The organism is Tropicimonas sediminicola, assembly GCF_900188335.1.
Taxonomy (GTDB): domain Bacteria; phylum Pseudomonadota; class Alphaproteobacteria; order Rhodobacterales; family Rhodobacteraceae; genus Tropicimonas; species Tropicimonas sediminicola.
In genome coordinates this window covers 103711-125518 of record NZ_FZOY01000006.1, presented here as the reverse complement: position 1 = coordinate 125518, position 21808 = coordinate 103711, and the positions used below count along the sequence as shown (strand labels likewise).

Annotated in this window: 21 protein-coding genes; 5 read left to right on the top strand and 16 right to left on the bottom strand. The window is 68.0% G+C overall.

Annotated elements, in window-relative coordinates; translation table 11 throughout:
- Nucleotides 1-222: 222 nt before the first annotated feature.
- The 3 genes from CHB86_RS15875 to CHB86_RS15865 all read right to left on the bottom strand — a co-directional run bounded on the left by CHB86_RS15875 (nucleotide 223) and on the right by CHB86_RS15865 (nucleotide 2632).
- Nucleotides 223-1398, bottom strand: a complete 1176-nt coding sequence (locus CHB86_RS15875; RefSeq protein WP_089234062.1) for a CmpA/NrtA family ABC transporter substrate-binding protein — start codon at nucleotides 1396-1398, stop codon at nucleotides 223-225.
- Nucleotides 1395-1979 (bottom strand): ANTAR domain-containing response regulator, encoded by a 585-nt coding sequence (locus CHB86_RS15870; RefSeq protein ID WP_089234214.1) that lies wholly within the window; start codon nucleotides 1977-1979, stop codon nucleotides 1395-1397. The genes CHB86_RS15875 and CHB86_RS15870 overlap by 4 nt, the downstream gene beginning before the upstream one ends.
- Nucleotides 1980-2107: 128 nt before the next feature.
- Nucleotides 2108-2632, bottom strand: coding sequence for a DUF2478 domain-containing protein (locus CHB86_RS15865; protein WP_089234061.1), 525 nt, complete (start codon nucleotides 2630-2632; stop codon nucleotides 2108-2110).
- Nucleotides 2633-2776: 144 nt separating this feature from the next.
- Here CHB86_RS15865 and CHB86_RS15860 point away from each other — a divergent pair, with 144 nt between their 5' ends.
- On the top strand, nucleotides 2777-3526 hold the full coding sequence (locus tag CHB86_RS15860) for an alpha/beta fold hydrolase (protein ID WP_089234060.1): 750 nt from the start codon (nucleotides 2777-2779) through the stop codon (nucleotides 3524-3526).
- Here the strand turns inward: CHB86_RS15860 and CHB86_RS15855 are convergent, their stop codons facing one another.
- The 6 genes from CHB86_RS15855 to CHB86_RS15830 are packed head-to-tail and all read right to left on the bottom strand — an operon-like array spanning nucleotide 3527 to nucleotide 8464.
- Nucleotides 3527-3967 (bottom strand): hydrogenase maturation protease, encoded by a 441-nt coding sequence (locus CHB86_RS15855; protein WP_089234059.1) that lies wholly within the window; start codon nucleotides 3965-3967, stop codon nucleotides 3527-3529.
- Nucleotides 3960-5249 carry a Ni/Fe hydrogenase subunit alpha gene (locus CHB86_RS15850; RefSeq protein ID WP_089234058.1) on the bottom strand — a complete coding sequence of 430 codons (1290 nt, stop codon included), beginning with the start codon at nucleotides 5247-5249 and terminating at the stop codon, nucleotides 3960-3962. The genes CHB86_RS15855 and CHB86_RS15850 overlap by 8 nt, the downstream gene beginning before the upstream one ends.
- The gene (locus CHB86_RS15845; RefSeq protein ID WP_089234057.1) at nucleotides 5242-6012 is read right to left on the bottom strand and encodes an NADH-quinone oxidoreductase subunit B family protein; all 771 of its coding nucleotides are present in this window, start codon (nucleotides 6010-6012) and stop codon (nucleotides 5242-5244) included. Before CHB86_RS15845 ends, CHB86_RS15850 begins: the two co-directional genes overlap by 8 nt.
- A gap of 2 nt (nucleotides 6013-6014) precedes the next feature.
- On the bottom strand, nucleotides 6015-6857 hold the full coding sequence (locus CHB86_RS15840) for an FAD/NAD(P)-binding protein (RefSeq protein ID WP_089234056.1): 843 nt from the start codon (nucleotides 6855-6857) through the stop codon (nucleotides 6015-6017).
- A 4-nt stretch (nucleotides 6858-6861) separates the two neighbouring features.
- The gene (locus CHB86_RS15835) at nucleotides 6862-7332 is read right to left on the bottom strand and encodes a cyclic nucleotide-binding domain-containing protein (RefSeq protein WP_089234055.1); all 471 of its coding nucleotides are present in this window, start codon (nucleotides 7330-7332) and stop codon (nucleotides 6862-6864) included.
- 10 nt (nucleotides 7333-7342) lie between these two features.
- Entirely contained in the window at nucleotides 7343-8464 is a 1122-nt protein-coding gene (locus CHB86_RS15830) for a 4Fe-4S dicluster domain-containing protein (RefSeq protein ID WP_089234054.1), read from the bottom strand.
- A 290-nt stretch (nucleotides 8465-8754) separates the two neighbouring features.
- Here CHB86_RS15830 and CHB86_RS15825 point away from each other — a divergent pair, with 290 nt between their 5' ends.
- The 4 genes from CHB86_RS15825 (at nucleotide 8755) to CHB86_RS15810 (ending at nucleotide 14740) form a co-directional block, all read left to right on the top strand.
- Nucleotides 8755-11838, top strand: coding sequence for a methyl-accepting chemotaxis protein (locus CHB86_RS15825; RefSeq protein ID WP_089234053.1), 3084 nt, complete (start codon nucleotides 8755-8757; stop codon nucleotides 11836-11838).
- Between the two features lie 50 nt (nucleotides 11839-11888).
- Complete coding sequence (locus CHB86_RS15820) at nucleotides 11889-12917, top strand: protein-glutamate methylesterase/protein-glutamine glutaminase (RefSeq protein ID WP_089234052.1); 1029 nt, start codon at nucleotides 11889-11891, stop codon at nucleotides 12915-12917.
- Nucleotides 12917-13438 (top strand): chemotaxis protein CheD, encoded by a 522-nt coding sequence (locus CHB86_RS15815; protein WP_089234051.1) that lies wholly within the window; start codon nucleotides 12917-12919, stop codon nucleotides 13436-13438. The genes CHB86_RS15820 and CHB86_RS15815 overlap by 1 nt, the downstream gene beginning before the upstream one ends.
- Before the next feature lie 357 nt (nucleotides 13439-13795).
- Nucleotides 13796-14740: a 2-hydroxyacid dehydrogenase gene (locus CHB86_RS15810; RefSeq protein ID WP_089234050.1), complete on the top strand. Its 945-nt coding sequence runs from the start codon at nucleotides 13796-13798 to the stop codon at nucleotides 14738-14740.
- A gap of 5 nt (nucleotides 14741-14745) precedes the next feature.
- On the opposite strand, the gene CHB86_RS15805 is transcribed toward CHB86_RS15810, so the two are convergent.
- The 7 genes from CHB86_RS15805 to CHB86_RS15775 all read right to left on the bottom strand — a co-directional run bounded on the left by CHB86_RS15805 (nucleotide 14746) and on the right by CHB86_RS15775 (nucleotide 21681).
- Nucleotides 14746-15441 (bottom strand): ABC transporter ATP-binding protein, encoded by a 696-nt coding sequence (locus CHB86_RS15805; RefSeq protein ID WP_089234049.1) that lies wholly within the window; start codon nucleotides 15439-15441, stop codon nucleotides 14746-14748.
- Nucleotides 15438-16190 carry an ABC transporter ATP-binding protein gene (locus CHB86_RS15800; RefSeq protein WP_089234048.1) on the bottom strand — a complete coding sequence of 251 codons (753 nt, stop codon included), beginning with the start codon at nucleotides 16188-16190 and terminating at the stop codon, nucleotides 15438-15440. Before CHB86_RS15800 ends, CHB86_RS15805 begins: the two co-directional genes overlap by 4 nt.
- Nucleotides 16183-17163, bottom strand: coding sequence for a branched-chain amino acid ABC transporter permease (locus tag CHB86_RS15795; protein ID WP_089234047.1), 981 nt, complete (start codon nucleotides 17161-17163; stop codon nucleotides 16183-16185). The genes CHB86_RS15800 and CHB86_RS15795 overlap by 8 nt, the downstream gene beginning before the upstream one ends.
- Entirely contained in the window at nucleotides 17160-18083 is a 924-nt protein-coding gene (locus CHB86_RS15790; RefSeq protein ID WP_089234046.1) for a branched-chain amino acid ABC transporter permease, read from the bottom strand. Before CHB86_RS15790 ends, CHB86_RS15795 begins: the two co-directional genes overlap by 4 nt.
- A 105-nt stretch (nucleotides 18084-18188) precedes the next feature.
- On the bottom strand, nucleotides 18189-19325 hold the full coding sequence (locus tag CHB86_RS15785; protein ID WP_089234045.1) for an ABC transporter substrate-binding protein: 1137 nt from the start codon (nucleotides 19323-19325) through the stop codon (nucleotides 18189-18191).
- A 176-nt stretch (nucleotides 19326-19501) separates the two neighbouring features.
- A complete protein-coding gene (gene galK, locus CHB86_RS15780) occupies nucleotides 19502-20614 on the bottom strand; it encodes a galactokinase (protein ID WP_141134911.1) in 1113 nt (370 codons plus the stop codon).
- Nucleotides 20611-21681 (bottom strand): UDP-glucose--hexose-1-phosphate uridylyltransferase, encoded by a 1071-nt coding sequence (locus CHB86_RS15775; RefSeq protein ID WP_089234044.1) that lies wholly within the window; start codon nucleotides 21679-21681, stop codon nucleotides 20611-20613. The genes galK and CHB86_RS15775 overlap by 4 nt, the downstream gene beginning before the upstream one ends.
- Nucleotides 21682-21808: the final 127 nt, after the last annotated feature.

Here is a 21808-nt window from a genome sequence, read left to right as displayed (position 1 = left end):
AGCCGCGTGATCCGATCCGCACCAAAGATGGTACGAAACGATTCAAGCGGCTTTGCTCGGATGACCCACGTCGTCGGGGTGCGATGTCTGGGAACGCCCTTGTTCCGTTGACAGCCTCAGTAATGCTGCGATTGCGAGGTCGGTCAACGTGCAGATGCAGAAAAGTGGCTGTCGGGTTCGGTCGACCCGTTTCGGGGGCGCGTTCTGCACGCTTTTTGGGCGCTAGTCGGCCGAGGGGTCAAAAACGCGACCGTCGAAGAATCCGTCTGGCGGCAGAATCAGCGTGCCGGTCTGCGAGGCGACTTCGGTCGGCACATGGAGCGCGCCTTCCAGCTTCTCGGACGCACCGGGCAGATCGGCCGAGGTGCCCGCCAGCGCGGCGCGGTAGAGATCGGTGCGGAACACCTGCCGGGCGGCGCGGTCGGCGGCGGCGCGGTCGAGCCCGGTACGCGCGGCAAGGCGGGCGGCGATCCAGCTGGCCTGGCTGCGCCAGGGAAAGCCGCCGGCGCCGGCATGGAACAGCAGGAAGCCGTCGGTGCGGCGGATCTCGCCGCGGGGAGAGATCGTCTGCACGCCCGTGAGCGACCGCTCCAGAAGCTCGGCGTTCAGGTTGAGGTATTCCGGCCGGGCAAGCAGCTCCGAGGCGGTGACGTGGTTGTCCCGGTCCGCCAGCCAGCGCCCGGCGCGCCACATGGTGCGGATCATCCGGGCGGCGAGGTCGGGGTTGGCTTCGGCCCAGTCGTGGCGCACGGCCAGCACCTTCTCAGGGGCGAAGCGCCAGATGCTGGTGGTGGGCAGCAGGAGTTCGGCAACGCCGTCGTCGACGGCCGCGGCCCCCCACGGGGCGCCGACGCAGAAGGCATCGATGTCGCCGGCAGCGAGCGCCTCGGCCATCAAGGGGGGCGGCACGGTGTGGACGTCGAGCGCCTGCGGTGCTTCCAGGCCGAGCGCACCGAGCCAGTAATACAGCAGCTCGGCATGCATTGAGAACGGGAAGGGCACGCCGATCCGCAACCGATCGCCCGCCGCGGCGATCAGGGCACGCCCGGCGCTCTCGGCATCGGCGAAGTCGAACGGGTGGCCCGCGGCCCGCATCCGCTCCGCCAGCGGAAGCGAGACGCCGACGGCATTGCCATTGGCCGAGAGAACACAGAGCGCGTCGAGCCGCGTCGCCATGCCGCCGAGCCCGAGCGCCATCGCGACCGGGACCGGCGCCAGCATATGCGCGGCCTCGATCTGCCCGAGCGCAACCAGGTCGCGCAGGGTCGACCAGGACGGCGAGGGGCGCAGGTCCAGCGACAGCCCTTCCTGTTCGGCAAAGCCGATCTCGCGGGCGACGATCAGCGGCGCCGCATCCACGAGCGGGATGTAGCCGAGGGTCAGCCGCACGACACTCACGACAAAAGCCCTGCCGCCGTCACCAGCGCCTCGGCCACCTCGGCGACCTTCTTGCCCTGGTCCATCGCGGTCTTGCGCAGGAGCGCATAGGCCGCGTCCTCGTCGAGGCCGCGCGCCTTCATCAGCAGCCCCTTGGCGCGGTCGATGATCTTGCGCTCCTCCAGCGCCCGCTTGGTCGCGGCCAGTTCGGCGCGCATGCGCTGGAACATCTGGAACCGGGTGATCGCGGCGTCGAGCACCGGCTTGATCCGGCCCGGCGCCAGCCCATCGACCACGTAGGCCGACACCCCGGCCTCGATCGCGGTGCGGGTCAGGCTGTCGTCGGAGCGGTCGACGAACATCGCCACCGGCCGCTCCATCGGCGAGGAAGCGAGTGTGAGTTCTTCCAGCATGTCGCGGGACGGGCTGGTCACGTCGACCAGCACCACATCCGGGTTGCGCTCGGAGATCCGCCGGGCGAGCCCGGTCTGCTCCGAGATCACGATGATCTCGTGATCGCCCGCCGCACGGAGCGAATCCACGATAAGCAGGGCCCGTTCACGGTCCTTTTCGACGACAACGATGGATAGACGATCGGACATCTGGGTCTCTCGGGCTGCCCGGGATCTTTCGAGGATCGGCCGGAGCAGGGCAACTGCGGCCATCCGGCAGGCGCCGTGCGATCTGTGTATTGCTCAATTCCTGGGCAACTTGCGCCTGCTTGCGCCGTCTAATCGCTCACCTCTTGCCGGGCAAGGCGCGCGTTCCGGCACCAGGAGAGCAGGGCGCCGCCCTCGCAGGCGACCTCTTCGGCCAATCCCCCCGCGAAGTCGAGAAAGGCCGGCAGGTTGGCCTCGGTGGTTCCCACGACTGCCGGAACCTCCTGCATGAGCGCCGTGGCGATCAGGTCGCGAAATCCGCGGCCGTCGCCCTCGTGCTTGCCGAACTTGTTGGCGATGAAGATATCCGCCCCCTCGGCCAGCCGGTCCGCAGCGCGCTGCACCGACAGCTCGAGGCTTCCGGTGTCGAGCCGGCAGCCCGCCGCTCCGGGGCCGAGCGATTGCGAAATGCAGACGCGCGGGCCGTCGGGCAGGATCAGCAGATCCATGTCGCATTTGCTGCCGGTGTCGGCATCCCGGTTGATCTGAACCGCGCCCACTGGGCGCAGGCCTTCGGCCTGAAGCGCCGAGGCGAGCCATCCCAGGGTGGCGTTCATCTGGCCCGGGACATCGGACATTGTGTAGGCGAGTTTCATCGTGCATCCCGCATGGTTTGGAACAGGTGCTAGCACGACCGGCGCGGCGGCGCGAGATGGCGCCACGTCACGGCGGTGCCTGCCGGGTTGCCTGCGACGCGCGGGCCGGGGAAACTCCGTGACGCGAGCGCGGGAGGAGACGGAATGGCAAGGATCGTGCTGGTGCACGGAGCCTGGGGGCAGGCGGCAGGCTGGTCGAAGGTTGTGCCGGCCTTGACGCGACTGGGCCACGCCGTGGAAGCCCTCGATCTGCCTGGGCACGGCGCGGACCCGGCGCCGCTTGGCACGGTGACGCTCGACGATTGTGGACGCGCGGTCGCGGCCGTGCTTGCCAAAGGAGAACCTGCGGTTCTGGTCGGCCATTCCATGGGTGGCATGGTCATCTCGGCCGCGGCAGAGCGGGTGCCTGAAGCGATCCGCGGGCTGGTCTACGTCGCCGCCTTCCTGCCGCGCGACGGCGACTCGCTTACCTCCCTCAAGCGGCGCGAGCCGGAGACGATCGGCCCGGCCATCCGGCGCGGGCCGGAGCGTGGGACGACCGTGCTGGATCCGGATGTGGCCGCCGATATCCTGTTCCAGGACGCAACCGAGGCGGAGCGCGCGCGAGGTCTGGCACTGCTCGGTCCGGAATCGAACGCGGTGCAGACGGATGCAGTCTCGCTCACGTCGCGGCGTTTCGGGTCGGTGCCGCGCAGCTACATTGCCTGCACGCAAGATCGGACCGTAACACCCTGGCTGCAATGGAGAATGGCTTCGGAAAGTCCGTGCCGCGCCTTGCGGGAAATCGACTGCGGGCATTTTCCGCAACTCACGCGGGCCGAGGAACTGGCAGCGCTCCTGTCCGACCTTGCCGCAGAGCAACCATCGCCGGAGAAGAAAGCGCCAAGGCCCTGATCAGGCGGACATTTCGTCCACCAGCATCTGCGCCGCCCGCTCCACGGGGGCGCTCAGCCCTTCGCCGGGCTCGAAGCGCTGCCCCTCGATACCGATCAGCAGCAGTCGTGGCGGCAAACAGCCGAGGGCGCGGGCCGTCTCGACGGCTTCGCCGACCCCGATCCAGTGGGTGGAGTGACGAAAAATCTCGACCGGAACCGGCGCATTGGCGGCATCTATTCGCGTGATGGTTCCGGCCGCGCGGCCGCTCTGGGTCGCGTCGAAAACAACGACGTCGGAATGGGTGTCGAAGGGTTCGATCAAGGCCATGCCGTCGCCCGCGTGGATCAGGGTCTTCGCGCCGCGCGCCGCCAGGGCTTCGGCGATCCATGGCCCTACACCGTCGTCGCGGCGCAAGGAATTGCCGACTCCGATGAAGAGGCGTTCGATGCGGCTAGCCACGGTCCACCTTCAGTTTCAGGAAATGGGTGGCGCAGGAGATGCAGGGATCGTAGTTGCGGATCGTCTGTTCGCAGCGGTGCCGGAGCGCGTCGTCGTCGAGGTCGACATTGGCCTGGGCAACCCGAGCAAGGTCGGCTTCGATCTGCGGCTGATTCTGGGAGGTGGGCGGAACGATGGTCGCTTCCAGTATGATCCCGCTGTCATCGGTCCTGTAGCGGTGGTGGCAGATCCCCCTCGGCGCCTCGGTGCAGCCTTCGCCGACGCTGGCCACAGGCCGCATCTCCATCGCCGCCGGTTGGGGCGGGACGTAACCACGGGCCAGCCGCAGCGCTTCCTCGCAGGCATATTGGGTTTCCACCATACGAATAAGGATAGAACGGAACGGGTTCCTTTCAACTGGATCGAGGCCGCAAAGCGCCGCCGTTTCCTTCGCTGTCTCAGAGAGTTGAACGTAGTTGTTCGCGTAGCGTGCGAGCGGGCCGACCAGGTAGCGGCGGCCGTCCCTCATGCGGCCATGCAGGGCGGTGGAATGCGCCACCTGGTCCTCGCAGAAATGGTCGTGGAAGGCGTCGACCGGGATGTCGAGCCCGTCGGAGCTTCCGATCCGACCCTCCAGGATCGGGTAGGTTTCCGGGTGGACCAGCGAGACGAAGAGGTAATCGCCGTTGTCTACAGGAAAGTCGAAGCGGGCGAAGTCCAGCGCCAACGAGCGGGCGGCGCCGACACCCCATTCCAGGTCCGGGATCAGGGCGGCGATGGCCGCGGGGTCCGGGGCCCGGAAGAAGCCGCCGAGCCGTGTGTTCACCGGATGGACGGCCCGGCCGCCAATCACTTCCATCAACCGGCTGCCGAGCGCCTTGAGCCGCAGGGCCGTGCGGACGGTGTCCGGCGCGACTCGGGCGATCTCGATGGCGTCGTTCAGGCCGAGGAAATCCGGCGCGTGCAGCATGGCGGCGTGCAGGACGTGGCTCTGGATCCACTCGCCGCAATAGACCATCCGCCGCAGGGCATGGATCTCCGGGCTGACGGTCACGCCCCATCCGGCCTCTATGGCCTGACAGGCGCTCATCACGTAGGCGACCGGGCAGATGCCGCAGATGCGCGCGGTGATGTCCGGGGCTTCGCTGGCCGCGCGGCCGCGCAGCAGCGCCTCGAAGTAGCGTGGCGGCTCGAAGATGCGGAAAGCGCATTGCGTGACCTTCCCGTCCCGGATCGTCAGGTCCAGCGTGCCTTCGCCCTCGACCCTCGTCAGGGCGTCGAGCGTGATCGTGCGTTCACTCATGGCGCGCGGCCTCCTCGGCGTTCGCCGGTGCGGCGGCGGCGAAGGAACGGTAGAGCGCGGTCAACTCGGCCCGGTGCAGGCCGAGTTCCGCGAGACGCTGGGACAGGACGGCCGGCACGGCGCCCGGAAGCGGTCCGAAACAGCCGTAGCAGCCGCGCCCGACCGCCGGGCAGAGCGCGCCGCAGCCTGCCGTGGTGACCGGCCCGAGGCAGGGCGTACCGTTGGCGACCAGCACGCAGGGATGGCCCGCGCGCTTGCATTCGAAACACACCGGTTCCACCGGCAGCTGCGGCTTCCGCCCCGACAGCAGCGCGGTGATCACCTCCAGCAGTTGCGCGCTCGAGATCGGACAGCCCTGAAGCTCCAGGTCCACCGCCACGTGATCGGAGACCGGCGTCGAGGTCTCCAGCGCGTCGAGGATCTCCGGGTGCGGATAGACCGCCGCGGCAAATGCACCGGCATCGGCCACATTGCGCAGCGCCTGGATGCCGCCGGCCGTGGCGCAGGCGCCAATGGCCACCAGCAGGCGGGAGTTCTCCCGGATGTGACGGATTCGGGCGATGTCCTCGGCCGTGGTGATCGACCCTTCGACCAACGACAGGTCCCAGGGCCCTTCCCGCATGCTGGAGCTGGCTTCCGCGAAATGGGCAATCTCGACCGCCTCGGCCAGTTCCAGCAGCAGATCGCCGCTTTCCAGCAGGGCAAGCTGGCAACCGTCGCAACTGGCGAATTTCCAGACGGCGAGACGGAGAGGCGCGGTCATGGTCAGAGCTCCTTGATCGCAAGGCGCCGGGCGACGCGATCATACGGCAGGACCGGCCCGTCGCGGCAGAGGAAATCAGGGCCCCACTGGCACCGCCCGCAGCGACCGATGGCGCATTTCATGTTGCGCTCCAACGACAGCCAGATCCGGCCCCCTGGTACGCCGGCGATGGCCAGATCGCGGGCCGTGAAGCGCATCATGATCTCCGGCCCGCAGACGAAGGCCGACACGCTCTCCGGGTCGTGCGGGCCGAGCGCGGCGCCCAGAAGCGTCGTCACCACGCCAACCCGTCCGGTCCAGCCGGCGTTCGCGTGATCGACAATGCGGAGCACGTCCATGCCGGGCTGGCGGGCCCAGCCGTCGACCTCGTCGCGGTAGAGCATCTGTTCCGGCGCGCGCGCACCGCATACGAGCGTCAGCGAGGCATAGCGTGTCTTTTCCCGCAGCGCTTGCAGGATCGCCGGCCGCAGGGGCGCAAGCCCGAGCCCGCCCGCGACGAACAGCAGATGCCGCCCCGATTGCCGCCTGAGCGGCCAATGCGCGCCGAACGGCCCGCGCAGCCCCAGCATCCCGCCTGGATGTATCCGCGCAAGTGCCCGGCTGACCGCGCCGACCTCGCGGATCGTGTGCACCATCCAGCCGTGTTCGTGCGGATCGCCCGAGATCGAGATCGCCGCCTCGCCGATCCCGAAGGCATAGAGCATGTTGAACTGCCCCGGCCGGAACAGCGGCATCGCATCCTCCACCGGCACGAGCGCCAGCGAGGCGACGCCGGGTTGCTCGTCGAACCGCTCCACGACGCGGAACCGCATCGGCAGCATCGGGTCGGGGAGGGGCAGGGTCATGGCCTCACCTGGACCTTTCCGAGTAGACGTCGAGGATCTGCAGCCGCTGGCTCCGGAACCTCTGCACGAGATGCGGCAGCCAGTTCTGGAACAGGCGGTATCCCATCTCGGGATGTGCATTGCAGAGCGCCCGCACCCCGGCCGCATCGAGCCCGACCGCGCGGACGTCGGTCTGGGCGATCGCGTCCGACATCCGCCGGAACGGCGGCACCAGCCAGGCCCATCCCAGCATGTCGCCCGTATGCAGCGTCTCGATGATCACCGGAGGGCCGCCCGGAAGCGCGTTCTGCACCGCCACGTCACCCTCCAGCAGCAGGAAAACGGTGTCGGCGGGGTCCTCCTCGTTGAAGATCGTGGTGCCGGCGGGGTAGCGCTCCTCCCGCGCCCAGGCCGCCAGCCGCGCGCGTTCGGCGGCGGTGAACTGGTGGAAGTCCGGGTGATCGGCGAGAAGGGCTTCGATCTCGATTCGGGTCATGGCTGCGGGCTCAACCTCCTGTGGGTGCGGGGCTGGGGGATGCCGGGCGTGCGATGGCCTCGGCAGCGGCGGTGAGGTCGATCCCGACCGGGCACCAGGCGATGCAGCGGCCGCATCCGATGCAGCCCGAGGTGCCGTATTGATCGTACCACGTCGCGAGCTTGTGGGTGAGCCATTGGCGATACCGGGATCGGACCGAGGTCCGGACCGGCCCCTCGTGCACAAAGCTGAAACCGGTGGCGAAGCAGCTGTCCCAGACCTGCCAGCGTTCGGCATGATCGCCCGACAAGTCCGTGGTGTCCTCGACATCGGTGCAGAAGCAGGTCGGACAGACCAGCGTGCAGTTCCCGCAGGCAAGGCACCGCGCCGCAAGCTGGTCCCATTCCGGATGGTCCGGGGCCTGCGCGATTGCCGCGGCCGCTGAGGGCGGCAGGCGGCGGCGCTGCATCCCGGCGGTTTTCCGAGAGATCGCATGGGCCTCCTCGATATCCGTCTCTCGCGCCTCTCTGGAAGGCAGGCGCTCGAGGATCCCGGCGCCTCGTTCGGAGCCGACCTCGACGAGAAGGCCGATCTCGAGTTCGGTCAGCGCGAGGTCGAAACCGTGCTCCGCCCGCGGCCCGGTTCCCGGCCCGGTACAGAAACAGGTGTCCGCGGCCCGTGCGCATTGCACCACGACGCTCAGCATGTGACGCCGCCGACGCATGTACTCGGTATCGGCCGACCCGTCGGGCCCGAGCACCGCGTCGAGCCGCGCGATGGCGGCCAGGTCGCAAGGGCGGATACCGAGAAAGGCAAGGTCCTCTGTCTCGGGCGGCGGCGTTTTCAGCTCGAATCCGTCGCGTCCCCGGTTGGCCCGCCACAGCAGATGGCGCGGCGGGTGCAGCCAGCGTTTCCAGCCGGAGGCGGGCAGGGTGTGGTCGAACCAGCGTCCGGGGCGGCCATCCTCGATCCGGACCTCGCCGGGCGACGCCCGGTCGACGCGGCCGCGCGGCAATTCCTCGGCGGACTGGATCGCCGCGAGGACGAGTGCGCCGTCCCGCTCCACAGGCGCAATCACCTTCCAGCCTGCGTCTTTCAGCGCGGCCACCAGCGGGGCCGGGGAGTCGATGATCGCGTGAGCCTGAAACGCCATGCGCACCTCCCTTGGCGGGGCGGCCGCTCCGGGGCGCCGGGCCACGACCGGTCCTTTCCGGCGGTTCAAGCGACCTCTCCTGCCGGGGATCGTAACGCCGCCGATCCGTTGGACGGCATGATTCAGGTCAAACCTGCGCGTGATGCCGGAAAGATTGGTCCGCTTCGGCCGCACTTAAGCGATTTTTCACGGCTTGCCGCCAAGAGTGTCGCAAACGCCCATGGCTGGCGGCTCGGTCTCGCCGGCCGCGCGCCCGGCGCTCTGGGCAACACCAGTTTGGGGACCTTCCAATGCGTATACTGGACAACGTGCGGCTGTCGGTGAAACTGCCCTTGATCGTGGCCTTGCTTGCGGCGGCCGCAATCTCCCTGACGGCCGGACTCGGCTGGCTCGACATGCGGCGTCAGTCGGTGGAGAAATCACGCTCCGCCCTCGAACTGGCGACACATGCCCGCGCGACGGAGATCGAGGCTTTCGTCGCCGACACCATTCTCGATGTCAGGATTCAGGCGGGCCTGCCGACCACCAGCCAGGCCGCGATGGGGCTCGGCCTCGGCTTCCATTACATCGACGACGCGGATCCGGTCGGCACCGTGCGCAGGCTCTACCTGGATGAAAACCCCTATCCTGCAAGCGCGCGCGAGCGGTTGGTCGATGCCGGAGACGGCTCGGAATACTCTCGAAAACACGCAACCTTCCACGACCAGTTCCTGCAATATGTGACCCTTCACGGCCTCCAGGATTCCTACCTGCTCGATCCGGAGGGCTTTGTCGTCTACTCGGTGCGCAAGTCCGCCGACCTCGGGATGAACGTGGTCACGGATCCTGCGGCGGGCGGTCTTGGGGAGGTCTTTGCCGCTGCCATGGCGGGTGAGCCCGGCGAGGTGGTGCTCTCCGACTTCGCGCTTTACGCTCCGGCCGGGGACGCGCCGGTGGCCTTCGCGGCGTCAAAGGTCCTCGGCCCACAGGACACGCTGATGGGCGTCTTCGTGAGCCAGGTCTCGCTCGCACCGGTCAACGCGATCATGCAATCCGAGCTCGGGCTGCCGGAACGCACGGAAACCTACCTCGTCGGTCCCGATGGCGTGCTGCGCAGCGACTCGCGGCTGGCCCCGTCTGCGGTGGCGCTTCGGGCCGCAGCAAAGGGCCCGGCCGTCGCCGCGGCGCTTTCCGGCAAGGCCGAGGTGGTCGAGCAGACCACCTTTTCCGGCGAGCCAAGCCTCGCCGCCTCTCGCCCCGTGGTCGTGGCCGGAAGCCCCTGGGCCATCGTCGCGGAGGAACCGCTCGACGTGCTGTTCCAGCCCTCCCGGGCCTATCTCGGAAGCGTCGCCATCAAGTCGACCGGTCTTCTTGCCCTGATCTGCCTCGTCGGATGGCTGCTCTCGCGCGGGATCTCCCGTCCGCTCCGGCGTGTCCAGGCCGTGATGGGGCAGGTGCGCGACGGCGAGCTGGAGTGCACGGTGCCCGATATCGCGCGGAAGGATGAGGTCGGTGCGATCGCCCGCACGCTCGAGGATTTCCGCAAGGCCCTGCTCGATGCACGCGAGGTTTCCCGCGAAGCGCAGGCCAAGAGCGCGGCGCTGACCGCCTCGTCCGCGCCGATCATGATGCTCGAGCGGGATCACCGCATCGGTTTCGTCAATGCGGCCCTTGTCCGGTTGATGGAGGCGCATGCAGAGGCGATGCGCGTGATCCGTCCGGACTTCGATCCCCGCGACCTCGTTGGACAGCCGGTAGACATCTTTCACCCCGATCCGGACCAGCTCCGAGGTATTCTCGACGATCCCGAGAGCCTTCCCCGTACCGTCAACTTGCCGGTGGGCGACGTCCGTTTCTCCCTCGGCATCAACGCGATCCACGGCGAGGACGGCGGCCACATGGGCAATGTCGTCGAATGGCAGGACGTGACCGAGAGCCAGCTTCAGCAGGCAATTCTCACCACGATCGAAGAGCACCTGGTTACCGCGCAGATCGGCCCGGACGGTCGGATACTGAGAGCGAACGAAAACTTCGCCGAGGGAGTCGGCTCCGACGGCAAGGCGCTTCTCGGACGGAACGGGTTCAGCGTCATTCGTTCGGAGCAGGGCGCGGACGGGGATGGCCAGGCGATGCTGGAACGGCTGACGCGTGGTGAGGCAGTCGCCGGCAGGTTCCGGCTCCTCTCCAACGACGGCGCCACGCGGTGGGTGGAGGGCGGATTCAACCCGGTGCTCGACCTGAACGGAACGCCGATGCGTCACCTGTTCATGGGAACGGACACGACGGATGCGGTGGAGGAGATCAGCCACGCCGAGACGGTTCGCTCCCGGATGGAGGCCGCGCAGTCGCGGGTCGTGGAGGCTCTGAAAGTAGGGCTGGACGCTCTCGCCGAGGGCAACCTCACCGTCGAGATCGGCGATGCATTCGATCCGGAGTACGACCGGCTGCGGCGCGACTTCAACGCCTCTGTCTCCCGCCTGCGCGAGGCGATGTCCCGCGTCGTCCTGAATGCCGGTGCAATTCGCAGCGAAGCGGACGAGATCAACGCAGCCGCAGACGACCTGTCGCGTCGCACCGAGCGCCAGGCGGCGACGCTTGAGGAAACCGCCGCCGCGCTCGACGAGCTGACGACGAGCGTTCGCGGTGCAGCGGACGGGGCGGCGCTCGCGGACAAGGTGGTCGAAGACGCCCGCGCGGACGCCGAACGCAGCGGCAACATCGTGCAGCAGGCCGTCGACGCCATGGGAGAGATCGCCAGCTCGTCGCGACAGATCTCGAAGATCGTAGGTGTGATCGACGACATCGCCTTCCAGACCAACCTGCTGGCGCTGAATGCCGGCGTCGAGGCGGCGCGGGCGGGCGAGGCGGGGCGCGGGTTTGCCGTGGTCGCTTCGGAAGTGCGGGCGCTCGCGCAACGTTCGTCCGAGGCCGCGCGCGAGATCAACGAACTCATCACGGCAAGCGGCGACACGGTCGAGCGCGGCGTGGACCTCGTCGGTCAGACCGGAACGGCGCTGAAACGCATCGTCGAGAGCGTGAAGGGCATCTCGGGACACGTCTCGGAAATCGCCGTTTCCGCGCGGGAGCAGTCGACCGGGCTTCTGGAAATCAACGCTGCGGTCAACCAGCTCGACCAGGTCACACAGCAGAACGCCGCGATGTTCGAGCAGACCACCGCCACCAGCAACGCGCTGACCCGCGAGGCGGAGGCGCTGACCAAAACCATGATGGGCTTCCGAACCGGTGTGGAACTGCATGTGCCGGCCAGAAAGCCGGTCCCGGACACGTCGGTGCCGGAGGCCTCCAAGGCGCCGCCGGTACGTCTGGCAGCTGCAAATGGCGCGACCGAGCGTGCGGCTCTGATCGAGCCCGATGACGACTGGGAGGAGTTCTGAACCCGCGGCAACGGTCGCAGAGGCTTCGGGTCAACAGAGACGGGTTCAGGATGACTTTGAAACGCGTGGTGATTGTCGACGATTCTCCGTCGATGCGCAGTCTTATCAAGCAGTGCCTGCTCAGGGACGGCCGGTTCGAGATCATCGGAGAGGCATCCGACCCCTACGACGCCCGCGAGATCATTCGCCGGACCAGCCCCGATGTTCTGACGCTCGACGTGGAGATGCCGCGTATGGATGGCCTGACCTTTCTCGAACGGCTCATGCGCCTGCGCCCGATGCCGGTGGTGATGCTGTCGACCGAGACCCATCGCGGCAGCGCGGCGGCCATCGACGCGTTGGAACTCGGGGCCGTGGATTGCATCGGCAAGCCGCGAGCGGATCGTCCGGATACGCTCGCCGATCTTGCGGAGCGAGTGTTCGTAGCCTCCGAAGCGCGCCTCCCCGGACCTGCCGGGCCGGAGGCTCGACCGTCCGGGAACTTCCGATGGAATGGCAGGATCGTTCTGATAGGGGCGTCCACAGGCGGCGTGGATGCGCTGGAGCGGGTGCTGTTGTCGATGCCGCGCAATGCCCCGCCGATTCTCATCGCCCAACACATGCCGGGGCCGTTCCTCGCGAGCTTCGCCGAACGCCTGGCGCGGCGGGTCGCTCCCGGCGTCGACCTCGCCCGGGACGGCGAGCAGGTCCGGCAGGGAGAGGTCCGTATCGCGCCGGGTGGCGAACATCACCTTGGCCTTCGCGCTTCCGGGAACAACGCCTGGTGCGATCTTGTGGCGCAGAGCAAGGTCAACGGCCACAGGCCCTCGGTCGACTACCTGTTTCACTCGGCGGCCGCTGTCGCACCGCAGGTGGTGCCGGTCCTGCTGACCGGTATGGGGCGCGACGGGGCGGAGGGTATGCTGACTCTGCGTCAGGCCGGGGCAACGAGCATCGCACAGGATCGTGACAGCTGCGTCGTCTTCGGTATGCCGAGGGTTGCGGCCGAGCTGGGGGCCGCCAGTCGCGTGCTCCCGCTCGGCAGGATCGCCGACGCCATCCTCGAGGAAACCTCCGGTCCCGGGCGAGGGCGGAGCTGATGGAGCGAGTCTGCGCCACCCATCACATCGGGCAGGGCGAGATGGTGGTATCTTCGAACCCCGACGCGATGCTGACTGCCGTGCTCGGGTCCTGCGTCGCGGCCTGCCTATGGGATCCGGCCCCCGGGATCGGCGGAATGAACCACATCCTGCTGCCGGAAGGGTCCGAAGGTGACCTGCGGCGCACGCTCTACGGCACCAACGCCATGGAATTGCTGATCAACAGCCTGCTGCAGGGCGGCGCTGAACGCAGGCGACTGCGCTGCAAGCTCTTCGGAGGTGCGCGGATGATGGAAGGGCTTGGCGATATCGGGGCCAAGAACGGACGGTTCGCGGTCGAGTTCTGCAAGCGCGAGGGGATCGAGGTCGTGGCCATGAGCCTCGGCGGCACCGGCGCACGCCGGGTGCAGTTCTGGCCCTCCAGCGGCAAGGCGCGTCAGCGCGTTCTTTCCGACGCCTTGGTCTCGGAGACCCCGCCCCGGCGAGAGGTTCTGCCGAGTTCCGAGGTCGAACTTTTCTGAGATCGGGCGCGGGGCATCCTGGCGCCAGAATGGTGCCATAGACGCCGCTCGGTCGGAGACGCCACATTGCGATGTGTCTTGTAGTGCGATGTGCCGAAGGTGCGACCACGAATTCCCGCGCAAGCTGCGCGCAGGCGTCCCGTCTCGAATGCGTTAAGGCGCGTCGATCCGGAACGGGCGGTCGGGCGGGATCCGCCATGCCGAAGACGGTCGGACAACGCCTGTCATTTCGCCCATAGCGACTGCAAGGTATTGCGGTGCTGCAGAAATTTACCTGTGAGCAGCGCATTTCGCTGTCCGTCCAGATCATTCGAGGGTAGGTCTGGGCGCGTCCGTGACCAACCGAGAGCTGCCTGCATGACCCAACCCATCCTGATCGCCATCGGCAAGTTCCGCCAGATCGATATCGACGCGATGCGCGCAGAGTACGAGCTCCATCTGATCGATAACGCAGCCAGGATCGCCGACCTGCCGGCGGAGGCAAAAGCGGCGCGAGCGGTGGCCTATTCCAGCCATTCCCCGATCTCGGGGGACGAGATGGACATGCTTCCCGGGTTGGAGATCATCGCGCATTTCGGGGCCGGATATGACTCGATCGACGTTGCGGCAGCCAGCCAGCGCGGGGTCAAGGTGACCAACACGCCGGACGTGCTCAATGACGATGTGGCCGATCTCGCGGTCGCGATGTTCATCATGCAGGCCCGCGAGATGGACGGCGCCGATAGCTGGGTGCGGTCCGGGAAATGGGCGGAACGCGGGGCAATGCCGCTGGCCCGCAGCGCCAGCGCGCGCAAGGTCGGGATCTGCGGCCTCGGGCGGATCGGTCGCGAGATCGCGGATCGGCTGGCCGCGATGAAGTGCGAGATCCATTACCATTCGCGTTCGCCCAAGGATGTGCCCGAGGGCTGGACCTATCACGCCGATCCCGTGGCGCTGGCCAGCGCGGTCGACGCCTGTTTCGTCGCGCTGGTTGGCGGGGCGGAGACGGAAGGCTACGTCAGCGCGGCGGTGATCGAGGCGCTCGGGCCGACGGGCGTTCTGGTCAACATCTCCCGTGGGTCGACGGTGGACGAGGCGGCGATGCTGGACGCGCTGGAAGCTGGCCGGCTTGGCGGCGCGGCGCTGGACGTGTTCCTCGACGAGCCCCAGATCGACCCGCGGTTCCGGGCGCTCGACAACGTTCTGCTGGCCCCGCATATCGGTTCGGCCACGGTGCAGACGCGCAATGCGATGGGCCAGCTTCAGCGCGATAACCTCGCGGCCTTCTTCGCCGGCAAACCGTTGTTGACGCCCGTCAACTGATCGCGTCAGACGCCGAGATACCGCTCGCAAAGGTCGGTCGTGAGGTCGCCCATTGCGCCGTCGAACACCTTGCGTCCCTTTTCCAGCACGATGGCGCGGCTTGCGAGGCCGCGCAGTTCGGCGAGGCTCTTGTCGACCACCAGCGTTGTCAGTCCGCCGCCGCGCGCGACCGCCTCGATGGCGGCCCAGATCTCCTGCCGTATCAGCGGGGCGAGTCCCTCGGTGGCCTCGTCGAGCAGCAGGAGCCGCGGGTTGGTCATCAGCGCCCGGCCGATCGCCAGCATCTGCTGTTCGCCGCCGGAGAGCGAGCCGGCGCGCTGGCCAAGGCGCTCGCCGAGCCGCGGGAACAGATCGGTGACGCGGGCGAGATCCCAATGGCCGGGGCGGGCGGCGACGACGAGGTTTTCCTCCACCGTCAGCGGCGCGAAGCAGCGCCGGCCCTCCGGAACGAGGCCGAGGCCAAGCCGTGCGGCTTCGTGGGCGTCGAGCCGGGTGATGTCGTGCCCGTCGAGGTGGATCGCGCCGTGGGTCAGCCGTTGCAGGCGGCAGATGCTGCGGATCGTGGTCGTCTTGCCCATGCCGTTGCGGCCCATCAACGCCGCGATCTCGCCTTCGGCGAGGTCGAAGGACAGGTCGAACAACACCTCGGCCGGCCCGTAGGCGGCAAAGACATCCCGCAGGCTGAGGAACGGCGCCGTCATGATACGGCCTCGCCGAGATAGGCGCGGCGGACTTCCGGGTCGGCGCGGATCTCGTCGACCGTGCCGGTGGCGATGAGGCGGCCGCCGGCCATGACGCTGATCCGGTCCGCAAGGGCAAAGACGGCGTCCATGTCGTGCTCCACCAGCAGGATCGGCGCCTCGTGGCGCAGCGCGTCGAGGAGGGCGGTCATCTCGCCACTGCCTTCCAGCCCGAGGCCTGCCATCGGTTCGTCGAGCAGAAAGACCCGGGGCGCCTGTGCCAGCGCCATCGCGATCTCCAGCCGGCGCCGCTCGCCATGGGAGAGGTCGGCCGCGCGGTCCCGTTCGCGCCCGGCGAGCCCGGCACGGGCGATGTGGCCGCGGGCGGGTTCGGTCAGGCGGGTATCGCTCAGGACCCGGCGGAACAGGCCGAAGGCGCCGCGTTCGCGCCCGACCAGTGCCAGCAGCACGTTTTGCAGGACGGTGAACTCGCTGGCGACGGACGACACCTGGAAGCTCCGCGCCAGCCCAAGGCGGGCCCTTCCGGCGACATGGAGTGCCGTGACGTCGTGACCGTCGAACAGGACCTGGCCGGAATCGGGGCGAAGATCGCCGGACAATTGTTTGATGAGCGTGGATTTTCCCGCGCCGTTCGGTCCGATCAGGGCGTGGATCTCGCGGTTTCGCAAATCGAGCGAGACGGCATCGGAGGCCACCAGCGCACCGAAGGTCTTGCAGAGGCCGCGTGCCTCGAGGATCGGCTCAGTCATGGGTCTGATCCTTCGCAAGCGCCCCGATCAACCCGCCGCGGGCGAACAGCACCACGCAGAGCAGGATCAGGCCGAACCAGAACTGCCAGAACTCGCTGAGCCCGCCGAGCCAGTGCTCCAGCAGGAAGAACAGCCCCGCGCCCGCGACCGGCCCACAGAGCCGCCCCACGCCGCCGAGGATGATCAGAACGATCAGCTCGCCGGAGGTCTGCCAGCCCAACATCGCCGGGCTCACGAACCGGTTGAGGTCGGCATAGAGCGCGCCGGCAAGCCCGGTGATCGCGCCCGAGAGGATGAAGGCCAGGAGGCGGACCTGGAACGGCCGGATGCCGAGCGCCTGCACCCGTTCCGGGTTCTGCCGCGCGCCTTCGAGCGCCAATCCGAAGCGCGCGCGGTGGAGGCGGTGGAACAGCCAGAGAGCGACGAGCAGCAGGGCGTAGCAGAGCCCGAAGAAACTGATCGGGTCCATGGTGTTCAGGCCGGGAAAGTCGCCGCGAAGGTAGAAGGGCAGCCCGTCTTCGCCGCCATAGGTCGGCCAGGAGACGGCGAAATAATAAAGCATCTGGGCGAAGGCCAGCGTGATCATGATGAAGAAGATGCCGGAGGTGCGGAGCGACAGCGCCCCGATAGCGGCGGCGACGAGGGCGGCCACAAGCACCGCGAGGGGCCAGAGCACCAGCATCTGGGTGGTGCCCGCCACCTCCACCGGCCAGGTGAGAAACGGCTCGTAGTTCCTTGCGTGACTTGCAAGAATCCCGATGACGTAGCCGCCGACGCCGAAAAAGGCGGCGTGGCCGAAGGAGACCAGCCCGCCAAGCCCGAGCGCCAGGTTCAGCCCGACGGCAGCCAGCGCGAAGATCGCGATCTTGGTGGCGAGCGTGATGGTGAAGGGGGCACCCTGGACCTGGGCCAGCACCGGCACGGCGAGAAGCGCCGCGAGCAGCGCGAGGTTGAGGTAGCGTTCGCGGATCATGCGCGCACCGCACCGAAGAGGCCGCTCGGCCGGAACACGAGCACGCCCGCCATCAGCAGGTAGATCAGCAGCGAGGCCAGCGCCGAGCCGACCGCGTTGGCCTCCGATGGCGGCAGGAAGGCGGCGAAGGCGACCGGCAGCAGGCTGCGGCCCAGCGTATCGGTCAGCCCGACCAGCAGCGCGCCGATCAGCGCGCCCTTGATCGAGCCGATGCCGCCAATCACGATCACCACGAAGGCAAGGATCAGGACCGGCTCGCCCATGCCCACCTGCACCGATTGCAGCGTGCCGACGATGGCCCCGGCAAGCCCCGCCAGAGCGGTGCCGAGGGCGAAGACGATGGTGTAGAGCCGGTCGATATCGACGCCGAGCGCGGCGATCATCTCCCGGTCGGCCTCACCGGCGCGGATGCGGATGCCAAGCCGGGTATGCCCCACGAGCCAGAAAAGGCCCACGGCCAGCAGCCCGCCGGCCAGGATCACCGCGAGGCGGTAGACCGGGTAGTCGATGCCGCCCGGCAGCGCGACGGCACCTGAGAGGAGCGGCGGCACGTCGAGGTAGAGCGGGAAGGAGCCGAAGAGGTAGCGGGTGCCTTCGGAGAACACCAGGATCAGCGCGAAGGTCGCGAGCACCTGGTCGAGATGGTCCCGGTCATAAAGCCGCCGGATCACCAGCATCTCGACCAGCACACCGGCGACCGCCGCCGCCGCGAGCGCGGCCACGAGGCCGAGGAAGAACGATCCCGTGGCCATCGCCACGCCCGCGCAGGCGAAAGCGCCGATCATGTAGAAGGAGCCGTGGGCGAGGTTGATCAGCCCCATGACGCCGAAGACGAGCGTCAGCCCGGCCGACATCAGGAACAGCATCATGCCGAACTGAAGCCCGTTCAGGACCTGTTCGAGAAGCAGGGAGAGGCTCATGCGGTCGCGGACTCCGGCGTCACGTCGGGCGGCAGCGGCAGGCCGCGCGCAGGGGCGCGCGACCGGCGTTCAGTCAGACTTGCGTGCAACAACGGAGCCCCGGGGTCACATGCTGCATTCGGCGGCGTAGGCGTCGACGTGGTCAACCAGCACCGGCTCGAGGATCCGGTTGGTCAGCACGTCACCTTCCTTGACCACTTCGCGGACGTAGATGTCCTGGATCGGGTGCTGGTTGGCTCCGAAGGAGAACTTGCCACGCACGGAAGCGAAGTCGGCTTCCTTGAGTGCCGCGCGGAAGCCCTCGGTGTCGCTCACCTCGGCCTTCTCGGCGGCGGAAATCAGCAGGTTGGCGGTGTCATACCCTTGAGCGGCGTAGAGCGAGGGCAGGCGGCCGTATTCGGCGAGGAAGCCGTCGACAAAGGTCTTGTTCGCCTCGTTGTCGATGTCCTTGTTCCATTGGGAGGTGTTCTTGACGCCGAGCGCCGCATCGCCCACCGCGCCGAGAATACCCTGATCGAAGCTGAAGGCGGGACCGACGAGCGGCAGTTCTACGCCCGAGCCCGCGTATTGCTTGACGAAAGAGATCCCCATGCCGCCGGGCAGGAAAAAGAAGATGCCGTCGGCCTCCGAGGCGCGGATCTGGGCGATCTCACCGGCGTAGTCGGTCTGGCCGAGCTGGGTGTAGATCTCGCCGACCACCTCGCCTTCGTAGAAGCGCCTGAAACCGTTGAGAGAATCCTTGCCGGCCGGGTAGTTCGGCGCGAGGATGAACGCCTTGGTGATACCCGCCTTGGTGGCATAGGCGCCGGCGGCCTCGTGCAGGTTGTCGTTCTGGTAGGAGACCGAGAAGTAGTTCGGGTGGCATCCCTTGCCGGCCAGCGCAGAAGGCGCGGCGTTGGTCGAGAGGTAGATCTTGCCCTGTGCGGTCGCCGCCGGCACCACGGCCATGGCGAGGTTCGACCAGACGATCCCGGTCAGCACGTCGACATTCTCGGACTGGATCATCTTGTCGGCCAGCTGCACCGCCACGTCGGGCTTCTGCTGGTCGTCCTCGATCACCACCTCGATGTTGTCGGCGCCGGCCTGTTTCAGAGCGAGCAGAAAGCCGTCGCGGGTGTCGATGCCGAGGCCCGCGCCGCCGCCGGACAGCGTGGTGATCATGCCGACCTTGACGTCGCCGGCAAAGCCCGTGCCGGCCGCGAGGATCGCCGCGCAAGTGGTCAATGCGCCGAGAATTTTCATTTGTTGTCTCCCGTTGGTGTTGGTCCGGTCGTTTCTGCCGGAGGTTTCGTGCAGAATGCCCGGATCGCGGGAAGGGTCAACAAAGCGCCGCGAGATTTCCACCGAAACCCGACGCCGAGCACGAAAAAACCGGCGTGCCGGGGTACGCCGGTTCCGGGAGCGGCCTGCCGGCCGGCTCAGGTGATCGCGAGCACGCGCGTCTTGGGGAAGCGCGAAGTGATGGCCTCGCCGAAATCGGCAAGCGCGGTGTTGGGCACCAGCGCCACGATGGCGCCGCCCCAGCCGCCGCCGGTCTGCCGCGCGCCAAGCGCGCCCATTTCCAGTGCGCCGGCGGCGATGGCATCGGTCTCGGGAACGGTGATCTCGAAATCGTCGCGTTGCGAGGCGTGGCTGTCGATCATGAGCTGCGCGAAGCGGGCCGCATCGCCCGTCCTGAGCGCCGTGACGCCGTCCAGCACCCGCTGGTTGTCGGTCACGATGTGGCGGGCCCGTCGGCCGAGCAGCGGTTCGATCGCCGCGATCCGCTCGAGGTCGCCGATCCCGAGATCGCTCAGGAGTTCGACGCCGAGCGCCTTGCAGGCGGCGTTGCACTCGGACACGCGGGTCGCGTAGCCGTCCTCGGTGAGCTGATGGCTCACGCCCGATTCCACGATGACGAAGCTGTGGCCCGGCAGGGCGGGGACGGTGTCGTGGTCGAGGGTGCGCGTGTCGAGGAAGAGCGCTGTACCCGGCTCGCCTACGGAAGAGGCGAACTGGTCCATGATCCCGCAGGGCATCCCGACATAGCCGTTTTCCACTGCCCGGGCGCGGACCGCGAGGTCGACCGCCGACATCTGCTTGGCGTAGAGCGCGGTCACGGCCCGCAGGGTGCCCACCTCGAGCGCGGCGGAGCTGGAGAGACCGGCGCCCATGGGCAGCGTGGTGATCAGCGCGATCTGCACGCCGGTTTCCGCCACCTCGGGTTCGGCTACCGCCTTGAGGCTGCCGAGCACGTAGTCCGACCACTTGCCGACCGCGTTCTCGCCGATGTTCCGGGTTTCCGCGTCGTGGAAGGTGTCGGAATAGGCCCGGACCACGCCCGGCTCCGGCCCGCGGCCGATCGCGACCCCCACACCGAGCCCGCGCAGGGCCATCGGCAGGACGAATCCGCCATTGTAATCCGTATGTTCCCCGAGGAGGTTCACCCGCCCCGGTGCCGAGGTCGCCACTTCGGGCGATTGCTTGAAATACTGCTCGTAGGCCGCGGTCACGCGTTCCGCGAGGGCCTTGTCTGTCACGGTGTCGCTCACTCGGCGCCCCCCTGATCGGTATTGAAACGGTCCTTGTAATGCACATCCGGCAGCGACCGCAGGCGGTCCGCGGCGCTTTCCGCCGTCAGGTCGCGCTGCGCTTCGGCCAGCATCTCGTAGCCCACCATGAACTTGCGCACCGTCGCCGAGCGCAGGAGTGGCGGGTAGAAATGGGCGTGGAGCTGCCAGTGATCGTAGCGGCCCTCGCGCGTCGGCGCTCCGTGCCAGCCCATCGTGTAGGGAAACTCGGTCTCGAAAAGGTTGTCGTAGCGGGTGCAGAGCCGCTTGAGCACGTCGGCCAGCGCATCGCGCTCGGTGACGTCGAGGTCGGGCAGGCGCAGCACGTGCCGCTTGGGCAGCACCAGCGTCTCGAAGGGCCAGACCGCCCACCAGGGCACGACGGCGATCCAGTGCTCGTTCTCGACGACCACGCGCTCCTGCTTCGCCGCCTCGGCGGCGGCGTATTCCACGAGCAGGACCTGGCCGGTCTCGGACAGGTGCCGTGCCTGCATGGCGTCCTCGGTCGCGACCTCGTTGGGCAGGAAGTCGGAGGCCCAGATCTGGCCATGCGGATGCGGCTGCGAGCAGCCCATCACGGCGCCCTTGTTCTCGAAGACGGCGACCCAGTCCCATTTGGCGCCAAGTTCCTCGACCTGGCCCGCCCAGGCGTCGACGACCTCGCGGATCGCGGGCACCGGAAGCTCGGGCAGCGTCAGGTCATGGCGCTCCGAGAAGCACATGACGCGGGCGGTGCCGCGCACGTTGTCGGCGCGGAACAGCGGATCGCCGGTGGTGCCGCCCTCGGGGCTGTCGGTCAGCAGGGCGGGGAAGTCGTTGTCGAAGACATAAGGCCCCTTGTAGTCGGGGTTGACGGCGCCGCTGTTGCGGGTGTTGCCGGCACACAGGTAGCAACCGGGGTCGTGCTTCGGCTTCTCGTCGCCGGCCGTCGCCTCCTGCTGGCCCTGCCAGGGCCGTTGCGTGCGATGGGGCGAGACAAGCACCCACTCGCCCTTGAGCGGGTTGAACCTGCGATGCGGAGCATTGGTCGAGACCGAACCTCTGTCCATGGCTGTCGTCCTGTATTCGTGGCACCTGCGGCGTGCCAGTGGGGAAGTCTGTGCGGAATCGCGGGGGCAATGAAACCGGCCCGTCCTCCACACGGCGCATGTCGTGCGACCGCTTGCGATCCCTGCG

Bases quoted from the DNA above. Each gene is read 5' to 3' on its own strand.
- CHB86_RS15870 (WP_089234214.1), bottom strand. From the start codon at position 1,979: ATGTCCGATCGTCTATCCATCGTTGTCGTCGAAAAGGACCGTGAACGG.
- CHB86_RS15865 (WP_089234061.1), bottom strand. From the start codon at position 2,632: ATGAAACTCGCCTACACAATGTCCGATGTCCCGGGCCAGATGAACGCC.
- CHB86_RS15860 (WP_089234060.1), top strand. From the start codon at position 2,777: ATGGCAAGGATCGTGCTGGTGCACGGAGCCTGGGGGCAGGCGGCAGGC.
- CHB86_RS15850 (WP_089234058.1), bottom strand. From the start codon at position 5,249: ATGAGTGAACGCACGATCACGCTCGACGCCCTGACGAGGGTCGAGGGC.
- CHB86_RS15845 (WP_089234057.1), bottom strand. From the start codon at position 6,012: ATGACCGCGCCTCTCCGTCTCGCCGTCTGGAAATTCGCCAGTTGCGAC.
- CHB86_RS15840 (WP_089234056.1), bottom strand. From the start codon at position 6,857: ATGACCCTGCCCCTCCCCGACCCGATGCTGCCGATGCGGTTCCGCGTC.
- CHB86_RS15835 (WP_089234055.1), bottom strand. From the start codon at position 7,332: ATGACCCGAATCGAGATCGAAGCCCTTCTCGCCGATCACCCGGACTTC.
- CHB86_RS15830 (WP_089234054.1), bottom strand. From the start codon at position 8,464: ATGGCGTTTCAGGCTCACGCGATCATCGACTCCCCGGCCCCGCTGGTG.
- CHB86_RS15825 (WP_089234053.1), top strand. From the start codon at position 8,755: ATGCGTATACTGGACAACGTGCGGCTGTCGGTGAAACTGCCCTTGATC.
- CHB86_RS15820 (WP_089234052.1), top strand. From the start codon at position 11,889: ATGACTTTGAAACGCGTGGTGATTGTCGACGATTCTCCGTCGATGCGC.
- CHB86_RS15815 (WP_089234051.1), top strand. From the start codon at position 12,917: ATGGAGCGAGTCTGCGCCACCCATCACATCGGGCAGGGCGAGATGGTG.
- CHB86_RS15810 (WP_089234050.1), top strand. From the start codon at position 13,796: ATGACCCAACCCATCCTGATCGCCATCGGCAAGTTCCGCCAGATCGAT.
- CHB86_RS15805 (WP_089234049.1), bottom strand. From the start codon at position 15,441: ATGACGGCGCCGTTCCTCAGCCTGCGGGATGTCTTTGCCGCCTACGGG.
- CHB86_RS15800 (WP_089234048.1), bottom strand. From the start codon at position 16,190: ATGACTGAGCCGATCCTCGAGGCACGCGGCCTCTGCAAGACCTTCGGT.
- CHB86_RS15795 (WP_089234047.1), bottom strand. From the start codon at position 17,163: ATGATCCGCGAACGCTACCTCAACCTCGCGCTGCTCGCGGCGCTTCTC.
- CHB86_RS15790 (WP_089234046.1), bottom strand. From the start codon at position 18,083: ATGAGCCTCTCCCTGCTTCTCGAACAGGTCCTGAACGGGCTTCAGTTC.
- CHB86_RS15785 (WP_089234045.1), bottom strand. From the start codon at position 19,325: ATGAAAATTCTCGGCGCATTGACCACTTGCGCGGCGATCCTCGCGGCC.
- CHB86_RS15775 (WP_089234044.1), bottom strand. From the start codon at position 21,681: ATGGACAGAGGTTCGGTCTCGACCAATGCTCCGCATCGCAGGTTCAAC.